The 18,915-nt window shown below is 41.3% G+C and carries 9 protein-coding genes; all 9 read right to left on the bottom strand.

The features are described from left to right. Positions 1-100: 100 nt before the first annotated feature. The 9 genes from INE92_RS11325 to INE92_RS11365 all read right to left on the bottom strand — a co-directional run bounded on the left by INE92_RS11325 (position 101) and on the right by INE92_RS11365 (position 18,813). Positions 101-3,190: a glycoside hydrolase family 2 TIM barrel-domain containing protein gene (locus INE92_RS11325; protein ID WP_008026074.1), complete on the bottom strand. Its 3,090-nt coding sequence runs from the start codon at positions 3,188-3,190 to the stop codon at positions 101-103. Positions 3,191-3,259: 69 nt separating this feature from the next. After that, a complete protein-coding gene (locus tag INE92_RS11330) occupies positions 3,260-5,584 on the bottom strand; it encodes a glycoside hydrolase family 20 protein (protein ID WP_141409454.1) in 2,325 nt (774 codons plus the stop codon). 18 nt (positions 5,585-5,602) lie between these two features. Next, a complete protein-coding gene (locus INE92_RS11335) occupies positions 5,603-7,186 on the bottom strand; it encodes a sulfatase family protein (RefSeq protein ID WP_004316231.1) in 1,584 nt (527 codons plus the stop codon). 271 nt (positions 7,187-7,457) lie between these two features. Continuing rightward, positions 7,458-9,272 carry a RagB/SusD family nutrient uptake outer membrane protein gene (locus tag INE92_RS11340; RefSeq protein WP_008026069.1) on the bottom strand — a complete coding sequence of 605 codons (1,815 nt, stop codon included), beginning with the start codon at positions 9,270-9,272 and terminating at the stop codon, positions 7,458-7,460. Positions 9,273-9,294: 22 nt separating this feature from the next. Further along, complete coding sequence (locus tag INE92_RS11345) at positions 9,295-12,501, bottom strand: SusC/RagA family TonB-linked outer membrane protein (RefSeq protein WP_008017577.1); 3,207 nt, start codon at positions 12,499-12,501, stop codon at positions 9,295-9,297. A 295-nt stretch (positions 12,502-12,796) separates the two neighbouring features. Continuing rightward, a complete protein-coding gene (locus INE92_RS11350; protein ID WP_008026065.1) occupies positions 12,797-13,846 on the bottom strand; it encodes a PD-(D/E)XK nuclease family transposase in 1,050 nt (349 codons plus the stop codon). A 659-nt stretch (positions 13,847-14,505) separates the two neighbouring features. Beyond that, positions 14,506-16,488, bottom strand: a complete 1,983-nt coding sequence (locus INE92_RS11355; protein ID WP_117809719.1) for a hybrid sensor histidine kinase/response regulator — start codon at positions 16,486-16,488, stop codon at positions 14,506-14,508. A gap of 108 nt (positions 16,489-16,596) precedes the next feature. After that, positions 16,597-17,346: a nucleotidyltransferase family protein gene (locus INE92_RS11360; RefSeq protein ID WP_004300821.1), complete on the bottom strand. Its 750-nt coding sequence runs from the start codon at positions 17,344-17,346 to the stop codon at positions 16,597-16,599. 36 nt (positions 17,347-17,382) lie between these two features. Next, the gene (locus INE92_RS11365) at positions 17,383-18,813 is read right to left on the bottom strand and encodes a RapZ C-terminal domain-containing protein (RefSeq protein ID WP_008026060.1); all 1,431 of its coding nucleotides are present in this window, start codon (positions 18,811-18,813) and stop codon (positions 17,383-17,385) included. Positions 18,814-18,915: the final 102 nt, after the last annotated feature.

Consider the following 18,915-nt stretch of genomic DNA (forward strand, 5'->3'; position numbering starts at 1 on the left):
GGATTTCACGATTCTCATGGAATACTTTCTTACGATATCCCATTCAATCAGTGTAACCCCCACCTTTATATATAATCTAAATAACCTATTGATTTAGTATCTATTTCACCGGATAAAGGGTAAATTCAAAACTCTGTTTCTTTAATGGAACCAAGTATTGCGGTAACACTCCGGGACCACAAGTAGCCGTTCCCACGCCTGCCTGTTCGGCATCCAGATGCACTGTCAACAAGCCATCACGTTCCAGTTCATTGATATGGCGGGCCTTCTCTAATAATACATCCGAGAAAGGAATCATACTAAACTGGAAAACACGATTTGATTCTACAAAGAGGCCTTCGCCGGAAGTATTTGCCAACTTCGCCCAACGTACATCGGTGCGGTTGCCCGTAGATTGCGGAGCAACATAATAATGAAACATCCGTTCCGGTGTGGTCTGATATACACCGATTTTGCCGGACTGATTGCGGTCAATGTATGTTTCATTCCCTCCACGTCCGAGGTAAGAAACCTGATCGTAGGTGTTCGCCACACGGAATGTCAGTCCCAGACGTGCCATTGATTTCACGATGGTCGTGTCGGACTGGAAAGTAGTAAGTACTTTCAACGCACCGTTTTTATCCAATGAATAAACAAAGTCGGCAGTTCCTATCTTTTGCGCTTTCGCATTTAGAATTTCCACCCGGGCAGTGGTCGAAGTCTTGCCCTCTTTCAGTGAAACGACCTTTTGGGTCAGATTATCCAATCCTGCATTACGCCACAGACGTGCACCGTTCTTATCCCGGTTGTCATTATCCGTTGCCGGGCGGAAAAGGCTCAATGTCAGCGGAGCAGCTAATAATTCTTTGCCATTCAGGTTCAATGAAGTCAGCGCCCCTGTTTGCTTGTCAACGGTGAAAGCCGTTTCACCTGCTTTTTGCGGACGGTAGCCTGTGTAATTCTTATTACCGGCAAGCACGAACTGATCGTATGCCACTTCCCAGTCCTTATCGATCATTGAAGATGCTTCACGACGCATCCAGCTGATATTCAGATAAGCCTCACGAATTGTATTCGGAAGTTTGACAGCGCCTAAAGCTACATCTACGGTAGCGTGCGGTGCACAATCAATCGTTTTCGTACCTTCTGCCAAAATCTTGCCATTGTCTGCCGTCACATTCCAGTTCAGTACATACTCATTCAGATTAGAGAAGTCATACCAGTTCTTGACACGGATAGTCAGATTCTTTTGATCTGCCAAAGTCGCTTTTATATTCTGGTATACTTTCTTTACCTCAAGCAAATGCGGATGCGGTTCACGATTGGCGCCTACCAAACCGTTACAGCAGAAGTTACCGAAACTCGGGATTCCTTCCGGCCCGTAATCACCGCCATACGTCCAATACCATTTACCGTTTTTGTCTATTTCGCGGAATGACTGGTCCACCCAGTCCCAAACGCAGCCACCTTGTGCCATCGGATTGTTTTCAAATACATCCCAGTATTCTTTCAGTCCGCCGCAACTGTTGCCCATCGCGTGCAGGTATTCACAAAGAATAAAAGGACGGTAGATGTCTTTCTTCGCAAGATATGCTTTGATGTCGTCCACACTGCGGTACATACGGCAGTAAATATCCGTATTATAGTTCAATTCGGCACGTTCGTATTGCACGGGGCGAGTGTTTTCTACCGATTTCAGCCAGTCGTAGGTACGCTCGAAGTTGATTCCGTTGCCGGCTTCATTTCCCAACGACCAGATGACGATAGCGGGATGATTCTTGGAACGTTCGTACATCCGGTGGGTGCGGTCCATGTGTGCGGTCAGCCAGGTAGTGTCTTTGGCAAGAGAAGCAGCCCCATATCCCATGCCGTGGGATTCGATATTTGCCTCATCAATCATGTACAATCCGTAGCGGTCGCAAAGCTGATACCAGTAAGGGTGAGTCGGATAATGCGAGTTACGCACCATGTTGATATTGTGCAGCTTCATCAGTTTGATGTCCAGTTCCATCAGTTCTTTGCTCACGGTACGTCCCAGCTGGGAGTGTTCGTGGCGATTGGTTCCTTTCACCAATACCGGAACACCGTTGATGCAGAAACGTCCGTCCTTAATTTCCGAAGTACGGAAGCCGACTTCGCAACCCGTCAGTTCGGTGACCTTGCCTTGTTCATCCTTCAGTTCGAGTATTAATGTGTAAAGATGAGGATACTCTGCGCTCCAAGCCTTTACATCAGGTAGATTCTTTCTATCAAACGTGATAAGATTGCTCAATCCACGGGATTTTATCCGGATGGCATCCTGCAGGACAGTTTTGCCTTCGGCGTCTTTCAGGGTATAAGCAATAGAAGTGGCTCCAGGTGTAATAGAAGGTCCCTCTACGGTCACTTCAAGTCCGAAAATTCCATCTTTGTATTTCTCTTTGTCCAAAGATGCATTCAGTTTGTAGTCGGCAATGTACTGTTTGGGAGTGCTGTAAAGATACACATCGCGTTCGATACCACTCAAACGCCACATATCCTGACATTCCAAGTAAGCACCCGCACTCCATCGGTACACTTCCAAAGCAACCACATTTTCGCCTTCATTGAGGACGTCAGTAATATCCCATTCGGCAGCTGTCTTTGACCCCTGATTGTATCCAAGCAATTTTCCATTCACCCATACATAATAGAAAGAGATGACCCCTTCACAACAAAGTACTACCCGGCGTCCTTTCCAGTCGGCAGGCACTTTGAAGGTACGGCGGTATGAGCCGACTTCATTCTCCGCATGCGGTACCAGCGGCGGATTCTTCTTGAAGTTGAACATTTTATCGTCAAATTCATACGTTTCGTTGACATAGATAGCTGTGCCATAACCCTGACGTTCCCAGTTGCCAGGCACATTGATGTCCGCCCATCCTCCTGTGTAATAAGAAGGTTGGTAAAAGTCCTTCGGACGGTTATCGGGATTCTTCACCCAATGGAATTTCCACTTTCCGTTCAGGCTCATATAAAAAGGAGACTGTTCATACCCTCCCGGCTTTTCAATGTCGGAAGCGTTGGCATAAGGCCATACGTATGTGTGAGGAGCGAGTTTGTTCAGTCCCACCGCATACTGGCTCTGCCATTCGGGTAACGGTTGTTGCTGCGCTAACGTGAAAGTAGTGGCAGCCAGTACTGCTGATAAGATTAAAGAAGTTCGTTTCTTAAAGCTAATGTTCATAAGCATGTCATCATAATTAGTTTATACAAGATTGTTTTACAAAGCACCTAATTGCTATTTTTAACTACTTGATTACTATTCTATAATCACTTCATCAAAATAGACTCTCGCTTCCTGACCGGGGCGGACATGCTCGTCGGGACATATCCCCGCACCTTCTGCCGTCACCCGGACATAACGAGCAGATACTCCGCCCATGTCTATCGAATAGTCATTTCTGAAAGTTCCTTCCTGATAGATTTCTTCCGGAGAAAAGTTCAATTCTCCTATGGCATGGTAGGTACGATTATCATCAGAAACTTCTACGCGAATCATTTTCGGTTTGTGCGCTCCCATTCCATAATTCGTAATGCAACCAATGGTTAATTTATTCAGTTTTTCCTGACTCTGCAAATCTATTGTGAAAGAGATAGAATCATTCCGGCTCCAGTTACACCATTCAAAATCAGTATATTTCAAGCTTCCCCGCAATCCATTGACTAATAACATTTCGTTCTTCTTATTGTCAAGCAAAGGTTTTGCCGTAGCTTTGTTCCATGTGAGTGGTAACTCTAAGGTTTCTCCCATTTGCTTGCCGTTCATAAAGGTAGCGGCTTTCACCATTTGCGTTTTCGTCACACAGATAGGTCCGTCGTAACGATGAGAAGACATTGCCGGATTACTCCCATTCAGTGTATAATAAATTTCCACATCCGGACGGATACATTCCAAACTCACTTCCAGATGTCCGTCCACTGGTGTCACCGTCTGTTGTATGTTATACATTGAGCGGGCATAAACAATTCCTTTTTCTGCAATATGCGAATTGTATACATCCATTCGTTTCAAAAATCCAGTCCAGTCCTTCGTTCCTGCAGCTGTCCAAGCCACTTCTGCCAAGGCAGCCAGACGAGGGAACAAAAGATAATCCACGTCTTCCGGTTTATTACAGAATTCCGTCCACATACAGGCCTGTATACCCATTAGCAATGATTCGTATTCCGGTTTCCAGTCTTTTTGTACAGGTTCGTAATCAAAAACATCTTTTAGGGTATTGTTACCGAAATACGTTACCGGTTCAAACCATTGCGGTCCCTGATAGCGAATCAGGTACATGATACGCGCCGGAGTCATGATAAAACGATGTCCTTTTTCAGCAGCTTTCAGGGCAGCCGTTCCCATTCCCTGCCAACCGAGAATAATGGATTCTTCGGGAAGAAAAGAACTGTTTGTCAACTCATCCCAGCCAATCACCTCGCGTCCTTTCTTACGCAGGTAATCACTGATACGCTTCATGAAATAACCTTGCAAGTCTTCCTCATTGGCTAAATGCTGCTTTCTCATCCGTTTCTGACAAAGCGGACATTTTTCCCAGTTCGTCTTTCGCGCTTCATCTCCTCCGACATGAATATAGCGGGAAGGGAAAAGTGCCAGAATTTCGTCAAAGACATCCTGCAAGAATGTAAATACGCTATCATTTCCCGCACAGTAGATAATCTCGGAATTTCGTCCTCCCAAGCCGGGAAGTACACCGATAAAGTCTTTCACAACCGGACAAGCAAACTGGGGATAAGCAGCCAAAGCAGCGTTACTGTGTGCCGGTACATCTATTTCCGGAATGACTTCTATTTGTCTGTCGGCAGCATAAGCTACAATTTCCCGAATCTCCTCCTGTGTATAGAAACCACCTATTGGAGTAAGCTCTCCACGCTCCGGGTTACGGCGTGAGTGAAAAGGTACATCCGTACGGTCTACTCTCCACGCTCCTACTTCCGTCAAACGAGGATATTTCTTTATTTCAATCCGCCAGCCGTTATCGTCCGTCAGATGAAAATGAAGTTTGTTTATTTTCAACATCGCCATACAGTCGATGATTCGCAGTACGTTCTCTTTGGGAATAAAGCAACGTACCGGGTCCAAAAGTAATCCTCTGAAACCAAAACGGGGCTCATCCTGAACTGTCATTGCGGGAACGCTCCAAGCGATATTCTGTACCGGTTGCTCTGATTCTATGGCAGCAGGCAGGAGTTGGCGAATAGATTGCAGGGCATAAAAGAAACCCTTTGTATCCGAAGCTTTAATAAGTATCTGTTGCGGTGTAATCTCCAACAGATATGCTTCGGGTTTAAAAGAAGAATCCGTCACAAAACGAATTTGTCCTTCTTTGCTGCCGACATTCAAAGCCGGAGTTATTCCGGCAGCACGGGTAAACAAGTCGATAAAATTGCGGGCAATCACGGCTTGTTCCTGATTTTCTACCGCAAAGGCCGTTTTTGCAGAAAAGGTGAAATTACCACTACCCGGCACAATCTGTGTCGGGCGTGGTACTATTGAAATTAAAGGGGATGTTAAGTTATCAGCCTGCAAGAACACTGTCAGTGGCGAAAGCAGTATGAGAATGATTAAGATGTATCTTTTCATGGTGTATATACGTTGGTGTTATTCCTTGTCTCTTTCCGGTGAGAAGCGGACAGGGTCATTGTATTGCTCCTGAAGTTTCAGCATTTCTTCTTTCAGTTCTTTCACTACCGATTCGTATTCAGGTTGCCCGTAGAGGTTGTGCATTTCCGACGGGTCTGCCTGCAAGTCGTAGAGTTCCCACCAGTTGATATCATTATAGAAATGAATCAATTTATAGCGGTCTGTACGTACCCCGTAATGACGTTTCACCATGTGTTCAGCGGGATATTCATAGAAATGATAGTAGAGAGCTTTCCGCCAGTCTTTCGGATGTTCGCCTTTCAGTAAAGGAACGAGGGATATCCCTTGGATATCAGAAGGGATTTCTGCTCCTGCCAATTCGAGGAAGGTGGGTGCATAGTCGATGTTCTGTACCATTTCTGTGATATCACCCCTGCGGTCGAATCCTTTCGGCAAACGCATGATAAGCGGTGTACGCATGGATTCTTCGTACATGAAGCGTTTATCAAACCAACCGTGTTCACCCATGTAGAATCCTTGGTCGGAAGTATAGACGACAAGTGTGTTATCCAGCAAGCCTTTCTCTTTCAGATAGTCGAGTACACGACCAACATTGTCGTCCAGTGATTTTACGGTCTTCATATAGTCACGCATGTAACGCTGGAATTTCCAATTGGCAAGTTCCTTGCCTTGCAGGTTCTGCCTGTAGAAATCATCTATAACCGGCGTGTAGAATTTGTCCCATGCAGCACGTTGACCTTCGTCCATACGTCCGACATACTTCTCATATAAGGATTTCAGACGGGTGTTTTTATCAGGACGAAGCATTTTGAGGTCATAAATCATGTCCATGTCCTTCACAATATTCATCTCTTGCGCGGCAGCGGCGGGACGTCCTTCATAATCGTCAAAGAAATTATCCGGTAGCGGGAAGGTTTTATCTTCGTACAAAGCCAGGTTGCAAGTATCCGCCAACCAGTTACGGTGAATTGCCTTGTGGTGAATCAAAAGGCAGAAAGGTTTTTCCGGATTGCGTTTGTTTTCTATCCAGTCAATGGCGTCATCGGTAATAAGATTCGTGATGTATCCATGTTTTTGAATAGTGTCATTGTTTTGTGTGATGAAATCCGGGTTGTAGTAGTCTCCTTGTCCGGGAACAATCTGCCAGTAATCAAAGCCGGAAGGCAAGCTTTCAAGATGCCATTTACCCACCAATGCTGTCTGATAACCGATTTTCTGCAACAGTTTCGGAAAAGTTTGTTGCGAACTGTCGAATACGCAAGTGGTATTATCATAGAATTTATTGGCACAACTATGTTTGCCCGTTATCATGCAGGCACGGCTGGGGCCGCTTAAAGAATTGGCAACAAAGCTTTGAGTAAAACGTACACCGTCAGCAGCAATGCGGTCGAGGTTGGGGGTTTCCATGTAGCGTGTGTCGTAACAGCTCATCATTTGAGCTGTGTGGTCGTCTGTCATAATGTAGACGATATTCAAAGGGAGTTGCTCCGCAGGCCTTTGCTTGTTTGAGCAGGAAGCAAGGGAAGCTACGGCAGCTATTCCTGCTAAAGGAAAGAATAAGTTTGATTGCAGTTTTTCCATAAAACAACTTTATATTAGATTGTAGTGACAAAGGTAGAGACCTGTCAACAAAATCCATGTTCACAAATAACCAATTAATTTCCAATATTCTCCATTTTTGTCTGTTTCAGAAGGAAAAATGGCAAAAACACTATTTACAACTCATTTCCAATCCAGCAAATCCAAGAAAATATATACAATGATTTCTATTTATATAAAGAAAACCCGAATGAAAAGCAGAAACACTCCTCCTCTGCATTCGGGAAAAAACAACTTGTTATAACTACTATTTTTAATAGCCGAAGTTATTTTTTGTAATAGCTATATTAGTATTCATTTCATCACGCGGAATAGGGAACAACAAATTCTTTTTCAAGAAAGTCTCATCATTCAAATTTCCATTATTGTAAATACGTTCACCCCAGACTCCCGTTGCATTGGGATTATTCTCCTGCCACTTTTTAGTTATTGAGTGATTATTATTCACAGTAAGTGCTTTTTTCAAATATTCAGTTCCACGCAAGCGCATCATTTGATACATTTCAGTTTCACCGGCACCTTCAAAAAGTCTTTCAAAGAATATCTTTTCACGTACTTGATCTTTTGTTAATGTTGACTCCCATTTGGCTGGTTGTGTCGAAACCTTAGCTCCCGACTTACGTGCACGCGCCAACACGAGATCTACTGTATTAATTGCATCGTCTTTTCTATCCAATTCATTATAGACATCAGCCAACATCAATAATAAATCTGCATAACGATATAAAATTAGATTTTTATGACTGGCAATACCTGCCATATTCATATCAAAAGCTTTTGCAAAATGAGGCCATGCCGCTCTTTCTCCTGTCCTACCCGCCGCAGTACATACATTCAAAAAATCTTTCAATCCTTTACGATATTTCTCATCAAATTTGGTTTCATCATTCGTGATAGCCAAAATTTCATCCGCGCTCGGATTCTCTTTATTAGTCAATAACTCATAAGGAATTCTACCAACTAACAACTTGTTATTTTTCCAACCGGCAGGTTTTATACCGCTATCATAAGTGAAATAAGGATATTCATAGGTAGAGTCACGGGCAGACGGCACAGGCTCTACTTGAGCTACAGGTCCGATATTGTTTGTACATTTTCTCCATTTTGCCATAAATGTAGTCTCAATACGAGGATCTCCCCAATAGGTTCCCGCAAAGAAATCATAAAAAGCTTTCGTACACTTCACTCTATGGAAACTCTTACCATACGATGATGCAGCAGGATTAAAAACCCAAGATCCCCTATTAAAAGAAGACAACTCACCATTCACCTGAAATCCCAGTTGAAATATAGATTCTTTAGAACCTTTAATCTTATCAACAAATAAATTAGAAAATTTCGATTCCAAATCATATTTACCTTTCACTCCTTCAAAATAGGTCTTTGCTTTTTCCCAAGCTGTAGCATCACCCAAACAACCTAAAGTATGATACAACTTACCTAAATATGCTTCTGCAGTCCATTTCGTTGGAAATCCATCAGAATTCGTTTCCGGCAAATATTTTGAAGCAAATTCCAAGTCACTTCGTACAACATCCAACACCTCTAAACGCGAGGAACGAGGTACAGCTACGCCGTCATGAGAAGAAGGAGTTGTCTTCAAGGGTACATCTCCCCAACATATTGCAAGGTTATAATAAGACAAGGCACGCAAGAAATGAGCCTCTGCAGCCATTTCGTCTTTATCCTCCAAAGAAGTACTTTCTACGTTGGCTATAAATGCATTCGTTTCATTAATTACTTTATACATTACATACCATGCATTTGTCAACAGATCATCTGTATAGTCACATTGCAGCCATCCACACATATCATTTGTACCCCCATTAGTCTGTGCCCATCCGAAACCACTATATCGTACCGGAATTTCTTGCCAATGCTGACCATATCCTCCACTAGTCAATGCAAAATAACCATAGCATCCATATAATGCTGCACGTGCCTTTTCAGAAGTAGAAAACTGAATTTGTGTATTCAAAGTATATTGCGGGTCTTCATCTAACCACGATTCACAAGAAGCCAATAATAAGCAGCTTGCTAATAAAAATATATAGGTAAATTTCTTCATTTTCATAATCATTTATTGTAAATTAAAAGGTTACATTCAAGCCAAACACAAAAGAACGCATATTTGGAAAAGCATTCATATCAATACCCCGACGCAGGCCATCAAATGCAAAGCTATTTACCTCCGGATCATATCCACTATAATTGGTTATAACAAATGCATTCTTTACTGAAGCAAAAATACTGGTATTCTGGAACCCAATCTTAGTCATCCACGCTTTAGGCAAAATATAATTCAGCGTAATATCTGAACAACGCAAATAACTTCCATCTTCTACATAACGATCATAAACAACACCTTTTACATTTGAAGTAGACGACGGATATAAATTAGAACGATTCTCCGGAGTCCAGGCATTATAATAAGCATCTTTTCTCAAGTTTCCAGCCTGTCTGGAAGGAGTCTGTTCGTAACGGATATTTGTATTCAGAATATCATTACCATAAACACCTGTAAAAGAAGCAGAGAGAGAGAGATTCTTCCATTCCAAACGTGTCTGGAAACCATAGGTGAAATCAGGATTCGGATCACCTATCACAACCATGTCATTAGGATCTACTATACCATCTTCATTCACATCCACACATTTAATATTACCAGCTGCCATATCATTTCCAACAGATGAAGTGTAATATTTGGTAGAACCATCTGATGAGATATATCCTACTTTGCCATCAACAACATCTTCTTCCTGAATAATTCCCTGTGTCTTATAACCGAAAAATAGTCCCGGAGCCTCACCCTCAATAAAAACATTTGCAGGTCCAAAATGATCGCCAATCGTCTTACCTAAATAACCACGTACTCCTTTCAAGGAACCTATATCAGAAACTTCCAAACCTAAATTCTCAATCGTAGTCTTGTTGAAACCAATATTTCCGCCTACATTCCACTTCCACCCGTTACTGCGAATAATATCAGCATTTAAACTAAACTCAAAACCTTTATTCAACAACGAGCCTTCATTTATCATCACTGTTGCAAATCCACTGGAATATGGCAGAGCACGCTCAACCAACAAATCTTTTGTGTTTTTACGGTAATAATCAAATGCACCATTCAGGCGACCATTAAAGAAACCAAAGTCAAGACCAACATTCCACGAAGAAGTACGTTCCCACTTCAAACCCTCATTTTGCAGACTTTTGATTTGCATAGACGTCAGTTTATTCCCATCTCCATCAGCATAGTCCACCTTATTTTCATAAATAGATAGAGACTGATATGGATCAATACCCTGATTACCTGTCTCACCATAACCAACACGTACCTTCAACTGACTTAGCCAATCAATGCTCTTCATATAAGCTTCCTGTTCCATACGCCATGCTAATGAGAAAGACGGGAAATATGCCCAACGATTACCCTTTTTAAATTTACTGGATCCGTCAGCACGCAATGAAGCCGTCAACAAGTACTTATCATAAGCAGATAAATTAACACGTCCTAAATATGAAAGTAATTGATAATCTTTTTGTATAGGCTGTTTTACATCCACTTTTCCTGCATTAGACAATCCTTTAGTACGTAAGTCATAGATAGAAAAAGTATTGCCTGAAACATTCTCTGTCAGAAAATGATATTCATCATAAGTGATACCCGCTGTTGCCGACAGACGAAAATCCTTAGTCAAGTCCATATTAAAGTTTAACAGGTTTTCCACTGTATAATTAGACTTATTGACATTACTGATTGCCAGTAAACCCTTCACATTTTCTCCCGGAGGTAACTGAATCCCATACCAACGTTTACGGTCATTGACAATTATATTCCCCCCTGCACGCAGACTATACGAGAAATATTTATTAATGTTCCAATTCAGATTCAAGCTTCCATTAAATGTCTTATTATTAGTAATATCATCATAATCATTTACCCAACTAAATACATTCATTTTTGATTCCAAAGCACCCGGATCATCATCAGGAACAATATAAGGAGCTGTATCAAGAACCGTACGAGCCAAAGATCCGGCAACGCCTCCGGTTGTATTACCGCCCGTCATCATATCATTCTGCTTTAATGAACCGCTCAATATCAAATTTAAAGTTACTTTTTTAGATAATTCAGCAGTTAAATTAGCACGCAAGTCACCCTGTTTTATTCCTGTATTTTCTACGATACCATTAATATCCTTAAAGTTACCGGAGATATAATATTTCATACCGGCAGTTCCTCCACTGACAGAAGCCGAGTAGACCTGTGAGAAAGCTGATGTATATGCTTCTTTTTGCCAGTTGCGATAGGTAATAACCTTATATAATTCCGGATTATTCGGATCTGCCTGATAAGCGGATTCATTACCACTAAATACGTAACGCATTTCACCATTAGGTTGCAGATAATATCGCGGTTGGTCTAATTTAGAATTAGTGTAATCGGCATACTCTTCCAAATTTAACATATCGTGCAAGTTACGTGCATTAGCTATCGTAAAGTTCGCTGTGACATTTACTTTTGCCTTTCCGGCCTTTCCCTTTTTAGTTGTAATAAGAATTACGCCATTGGCACCACGAGAACCATAAATCGCAGTAGCAGAAGCATCTTTCAAGACGGTAATATCCTCAATATCATTAGGATTTATTGCACTCAACGGATCTTGAGCTATTTGGAAGTCACCACCTCCCACAGCAGACTCGGCAAACTCACCAGTAGATGCTTGCGGCACATTATCAATCACATATAACGGCTGATTATCTCCACGTAATGAGTTAGCACCACGAATAGTGACAGAAGAAGCAGCACCCGGAGTAGACATTGAAGCTGTTACATTTAAACCTGCAATCTTACCTTGCAATAGCCCGTCAATAGATACAGCTTTTGAAGCATCATTCGCATCAGGACGAAGACTGGCTGTAGCGCCTGTTAAATCGCTCTTTTTAGCCGTTCCATAACCAACAACAACTACTTCATCCAAATTTTGTGCATCCTCTTTTAATTGAACGTTAATTTTAGTCTGATTTCCAACCACTATTTCTTGTTTGGAATAACCGATAAAAGTAAAGACCAACACTGATTTTGAGTTTGGAACGGAAATGGAGAATTTTCCATCAATGTTGGTAATTGTCCCATTAGTAGTACCTTTTACTTGTACATTGACACCAGGCATACTTTCATTTAGAGCATCCACTACCTGACCGGTAATGTTTTTTCCTTGTCCCATAGATTGCGCTACAAACGCAAACAATGTGATGAAACATAGCAGAAAAACTTTTGATAGGTTCTTCATAGAAGTCATTTTTATAAATTATTAAATTTAAAGATTAAAAAGCTTATTCCAGATTTTTTGCTGAAATCCATACGCAAATATAGACGTGGTTACTGAATATGCATGTTCTATTTTAGCTACTATTTTTCCAATTTTGTCTAAAATCATCCATTTCATCGATATATCTAACCATCATAGACATTGTTGGACATCTTACGAATCAAAAAAAGAAAGCGGAAGTATCCATTCTTGAATATTCCCGCCTCCTTTATATTTTATCCTAATATAACTACAACAATTTTCCTATGAAGATATATTATAGGTTTTCTATATCAGAAGATTGAAGACCCGTATATTTGATAATTATATCAATGGATATTCCGTCCTCTCTCATCTTCCGAGCAATTTCAATTTGCTTCTTTTGCTCTCCTTTCTCCAACCCTTTCTCCAACCCTTCCTTCATCCCTTCTTTCATCCCTTCTTTCATCCCTTCTTTTATTCCCTCTAGCCTTCCTTTTTTCACTCCTTTTTCCAACCCGGCCTTCATCCCTTCCTTTAACCCTTCTTCAGCCGCTTTTCTCCGCATCTCTTCGTTTTTACGCCGTTCATCCTCCTCTACAATTTGGTTGACCCTATACCGATCTAATGCCTTATCATAAGCGATACGGTTTTCTTCCGAAAGATCGGCAACTGCTGCCAATCTCGCCAGATGTTCAAACACTTGTTCTTTCAAAGCATCCGGCATTCTATTCCAATTGCTCATATTCTTCAGTGCATAAATTAATTTATCATATAATGTATGGCAGTCCGACAAATCCTTTGTAAAATAAGGAAATTGCAAATAAATCTGCCGGAGATGCGGATTAACAATCTTCCCTGTATCACGGTCGGAAAGAACCGTATCCGTACGGAATTTAGCCTCTAAATTTTCCTCTTTGAAATTCATCAGGAAAATTCCATATATAGTAGGTAGTCTATACTGCTTTCCATAAGAGACAAGTGGTTCTCTTGCAGTCATCGGATCTTCAGGGACAGGGACTTCTTTTGAAGAAGGAGATTCTATCTGCCGACTCACAGCACGACAAACATAATAAAGTGTACGATCTAAAAAATTACTGTGCCAACGATTCTGCATCTCCACGATAATATACTCACCACTTGCTGTACGGCAATAAAGATCATAAATGATACCTTTATCACTCACATTGTCTGCATGATCTTCCTTATCCAGAAAAGTAAGTTCTGTAATATGATGTTCACCTGCAAGTAATTCGTTCAACAAAGTGATGAGCAAATTCTTACTGGCCGGTTGACCAAAAATAATTTTAAATCCTATATCAGTAAAAGGATTGACGTATTTGGACATGATATTCTATTTTTAGCAAAGGTAACTATTTAAATCCATAAACATAAAAAACAATCCCAAACTTTACGGATTTATAGCCTTTTATAGTAAGCTGTCTCCCTTTCAATTCCTCCAAACAAACAAGAGAAATGTTCTATTTTTCAGATTAAGAAAGAAAACAAAACTATTGAAGATGGTAATCCGGAATTAAAAGCATCCATATTACCACATATATATGCATATTACCACCACAATACAGCATATATTTTCAGATGATATGCGTTTTCTTTAAAGAAATAAATGATTTTCCTCGGTGAGCAATAAGCCATTCCTCGGTGAGGAACACATCCTTCCTCACCGAGAAAGCCTTCCATACTCACCGACCAAGTTATAAAAGCCCTCGAAAAAGCCCGTTTATAGGCTAGTTCATCATCACAAGCGCACAAAAGAAAAATGATAAAGCAAACTACATACGGGCAAACAGTAAGCATATAGATAGCAATACAGAGGAATTATTTATTTTTAGACAGGAATTATCCAGGACAACAAACAACCCTACATTCTTTCATCCAAAATGCAGAGCGTTTTTTCCTTCACCACAAACAAGTGACCGATATATTAAAAACAGAAAGAATAGAATATACCCTTTTTCAGATCAGCATATTTTTAATCCCATCCTTTCAACAACCATACTCTTTCAGAGTCTGCATCAACTTCGCACCATTGATCGGCTTCACCAGATAATCATCACAACCGGCTTTCAACGCAGCTACCCGGTCAGCATCAAAGGCATGAGCAGTCAAGGCGATAATCGGAATTTCAGCATTAAACTTCCGGATCTCCGAGGTTGCAGTACGCCCGTCCATAACAGGCATCTTCATATCCATCAGTACCAAATCCACCGGTTGGGTACGGACAATCTCAACTGCCTCCAGTCCATTCGGTGCGTGTAACAACTGACATTTGTTTTTCAAGATAGAAGATACCAAAAAGAAGTTACTTTGAATATCTTCAACGACCAGCACTCTTTTAGGTACTTTCTTTGTTTCTTCGGAGTCAAGAACGTTTTCATTATCTGCATCCTTCTCATTATTCCGACGTGAAGAAGTCGGCTCGCTGTCAACCGAATCGAACTGGCATGGCAAAACCGCCCAAAATAAAGACCCTTTATCAAATTCCGACTCAAAGCCTATCTCTCCCCTGCAAGCCTCAACGATGGCTTTACAAATAGACAGTCCCAGTCCGGTTCCCTGTGCAAATTCATCCAGTTTCTCAAAACGATGGAATACCTTGTCTTTTTTATCTTCCGGTATACCAATACCTGTATCGCGAACGTAAAGACGAATATCTCCGTCTATCTTTTCATACCCCATTTCAATAGTTCCTTTGGAGGTATATTTGATAGCATTAGTTACAAAGTTAGTGAGAATCTGCGCTAACCGGTTTTTATCCAAACGAACGGTACAGGTTTCATAAGGATTCACGGGAACTAACCGAACCTGCGGATTTACTACACGACGATGCATCGAAGCAGCTAATTCGTTGAAATAAACAGCCAAATCAAAATCTTCGTATTTCAGTTCTACCGAGCCGGCTTCTATTTTCGAAAGATCCAGTATGTCGTTAATCAGTTTCAAAAGCAACTCATTGTTGGCATTGATAATCTGAATAAATTCTTCTTTTTCTTCTTGATCTTCCGTCACCATCAATAAATCGGAAAAACCAACGATAGCATTTAACGGTGTACGGATTTCGTGGCTCATATTTGCCAGAAAGGCGGATTTCAACTTATCGGATTGTTCAGCACGACTCCTTGCCTTTTCAAGTTCACCTATCATGTGCTGCCGCTCGGTAACATCATCTACGCGAATCACGACACCGTCAACATCTCCCTGTTCATTAAATATGGGAGTAGCAAAGACTTCTATGACATGCTTGTTATCCAGATTAAACAAGATAGACTCTACCTGACCGGATTTCCGGGCACGTTGCATCACACAATTCTCACAAGGAGTGGTGCGATTATGGGCTGTCAGATAGCAAGGTTCTCCTTTTTTGTAAGCCTCATAAGAAAGGCTTTTACTACAAAGCGAGATATTCTCCCATTGTACGATATAGTCGTTCGCAATATATGCCAATCCCGAATTAATATTGTTCAATACCAATTCATTCTGACGAATCAAATGGATCATTCTTTGTTCGCTCTCAAGAAGTTCTTTTTTCGAACGCACAACCTCTTCGTAAAGATTGTCATATTTGTTTTGCCACAAAACACGTTCGGTGATATCTTGAGTTATCACCATATAATTGGTAATTTCAGACTTATCATTATGTACAAAAGAAACGGTAATCTCGAAGAATTTTATACCGGACAGATTAGTAGGAAAAAGACGGCACAAGTCATCAAAATCATATTTTGCCATGAAACGCACTGTTTCTCCTTTTCTGATCTGTTCCTTGATTTCATCAGAGAAACTGGTGTAGTTGAATAGATTATAGCCCAAAATATCCTTTTTGTCTTTTATCCCCATTGATCTCAACCGTGAATAATTGACATCTATCATGAGACCGTCCTTATCATACAATTCCAAGCCTACAGACAAGTCATTAAAGATATTATGCAATAAGTTATCAGCTATCCCATTTACCAAAGTCTGTTCCATGCAGCAAAATTTGTATAGTATTACAATATTGATTGTTTATCCAAGCAAAGTTACTTTAATATTTTGTTACATAGAAAGAAAGAGGCCTTTTAGCCTCTTTCAGTATCTTTATTTCGCATTTTGGTATAAGAAGCCTTCTGCTTTCGCTAATGTTTCCGGTTTGCCTATATCAATCAGATGCAACTTTTCTGTCAAGTAACCACCATAGTTTACTTGCCGGCAAGTGGCAAGATAGAAATCCATGATAGAGAATTTTCCATCCCATGAGGGAGAGGTCATCCATTGAAAAATGGCGGGCGAAAGTACATGGATGCCACTGAATGCATATTCTTGATAAAGGGAAGAATCATACTGAAAACCTTCCGGTTTCACTTGTTCCGTATCCTTGTTTATCCATCCGCAAAGTCTCTTATCTGTATCAAAAAGAAGATAGCGGGAGGTTTTACGTTGGCTGGCCAGTAAAGTGGCAACAGCACCGCTTCGTAAATGGTAGTCATATAATTCTTTCAGATTCACGTCTGAAAGAATATCGACATTGTGTATCAGGAAAGGCTCATCGGAGTTTTCAAAGAAAGAACGGGCTTTCTTAATTCCCCCACCGGTGTCGAGCAACAGATCGCGTTCATCGGAAATATGTATGATAAGCCCAAAATTCTCATTGGCTTCTAAGAAATCAAGTATTTGTTCGCCAAAATGATGGATATTAATCACTATTTCTGTGAATCCGGCAGCTTTCAGTTTTAAGATCACATGTTCCAACATCGGATGTCCGGCTATGGGAACCAAAGCCTTCGGCATGGTATCGGTGAGCGGCTTCAGCCGGCTACCCAAACCGGCTGCAAATATCATTGCTTTCATTCTTTCGGTTACTTTCTTCTTTAATATTTACTCTTCTTAGATTGTTGCCTCAAACGTATGTTCGATATTCTGTTCCCGATGCACCAGTTCGACTTTCACACCAAATTTCTGATTCAGGTGCTCTGCCAGATGCTGGGCAGAATAAACAGAACGATGCTGTCCGCCGGTGCAACCGAAGCAGACGGACAAATTGCTGAATCCGCGTTCCATATAACGTTTCACGGAGGCATCTACCAAAGCATAGACATGATCGAGGAAACGGAGTATTTCGCCATCTTCTTCCAAGAAAGTGATTACAGGTTCATCCAGTCCGGTGAAAGGTTTGTAACGCTCATACTTGCCGGGATTATTCACGGCACGGCAGTCGAACACATATCCTCCTCCATTGCCGGTAGAGTCATCAGGAATTCCTTTTTTATAGGCAAAGCTCATTACTTTGACAGTTAGCTGCCGCTTTTTCAGGTCGTCCGTAAATTGTTTCAGTCCGGTAAGCTCCCGCAAAACGTTACAGAGATACGGATATTCCGGATATTCTTCTTTTAACAATTCACGCAGGTTTTCGATGGCATAAGGAACGCTTTGGATAAAATGCGGTTTTTTTTCAAAGTAACCACGGAAACCGTAGGCCCCCAGCACTTGCAGCGTACGGAAAAGGACAAAGTGGCGAAGCTGGCTATAAAAATAGGATTCGTCAATCGGTTGGTATTTGCGAAGAGCTTCCATATATTCTTGCAGCAGTTCTTTACGGAGGCTATCGGGATATTTCGCTTTCGCCTGCCACAGGAAAGAGGCTATGTCATAATAGAACGGGCCTTTGCGTCCGCCCTGAAAGTCGATAAACCACGGTTCCCCGTCTTTTATCATCACATTACGGCTTTGAAAATCACGATACATGAAAGTAGCGGAAGAACTGCGGAGCAAGACATCGCTCATTTTTTGGAAATCATCTTCCAGTTTGTCTTCCTGAAACTCCATGCCGGTAGCTTTCAGGAAGCAATATTTGAAGTAATTCAAATCCCACAGAATAGAGCGTTGGTTGAACTCCGGTTGAGGATAACAGCGGGAAAAATCAAATCCATCCGCCCCGGCAAATTGAATAGCAGGAAGCAGACGAATCGTTTTGCGAAGCAACTCTTTTTCCTCTTCGGAAAAGACACTGGTAGCACGTCCTTTCTCTATGGCATGGAACAACAGAGTATCGCCCAAATCTTCCTGCAAATAATAGGTTTTATCTTCCGAGGCAATGCGCACTTCGGGAACAGGCAGTCCACATTTGCGGAAGTGTCCTGCCATATAAAGAAATGCCTCATTCTCATCAATAGAAGCCCCGTAGACTCCAATCAATGTTTCTATACCCGTCAGCCGAAAATAACGGCGGTTGGAACCAGAAGACGGTAATTCTGTTATGTTTTCAGCGGGAACGCCCGTATATGACTGATAAAGTTTCTGTAGTTCTTCGGTAATCATAGTCGTATATTTTCGAGCAAAGATAAGCATAAAAACTAAAAAATAAGAGAGGGGATTTAACTAATATTCATCCGAATACACTATCTTTGTTTCAGTTTAACT

This window comes from Bacteroides xylanisolvens, assembly GCF_018289135.1.
Lineage (GTDB): Bacteria > Bacteroidota > Bacteroidia > Bacteroidales > Bacteroidaceae > Bacteroides > Bacteroides xylanisolvens.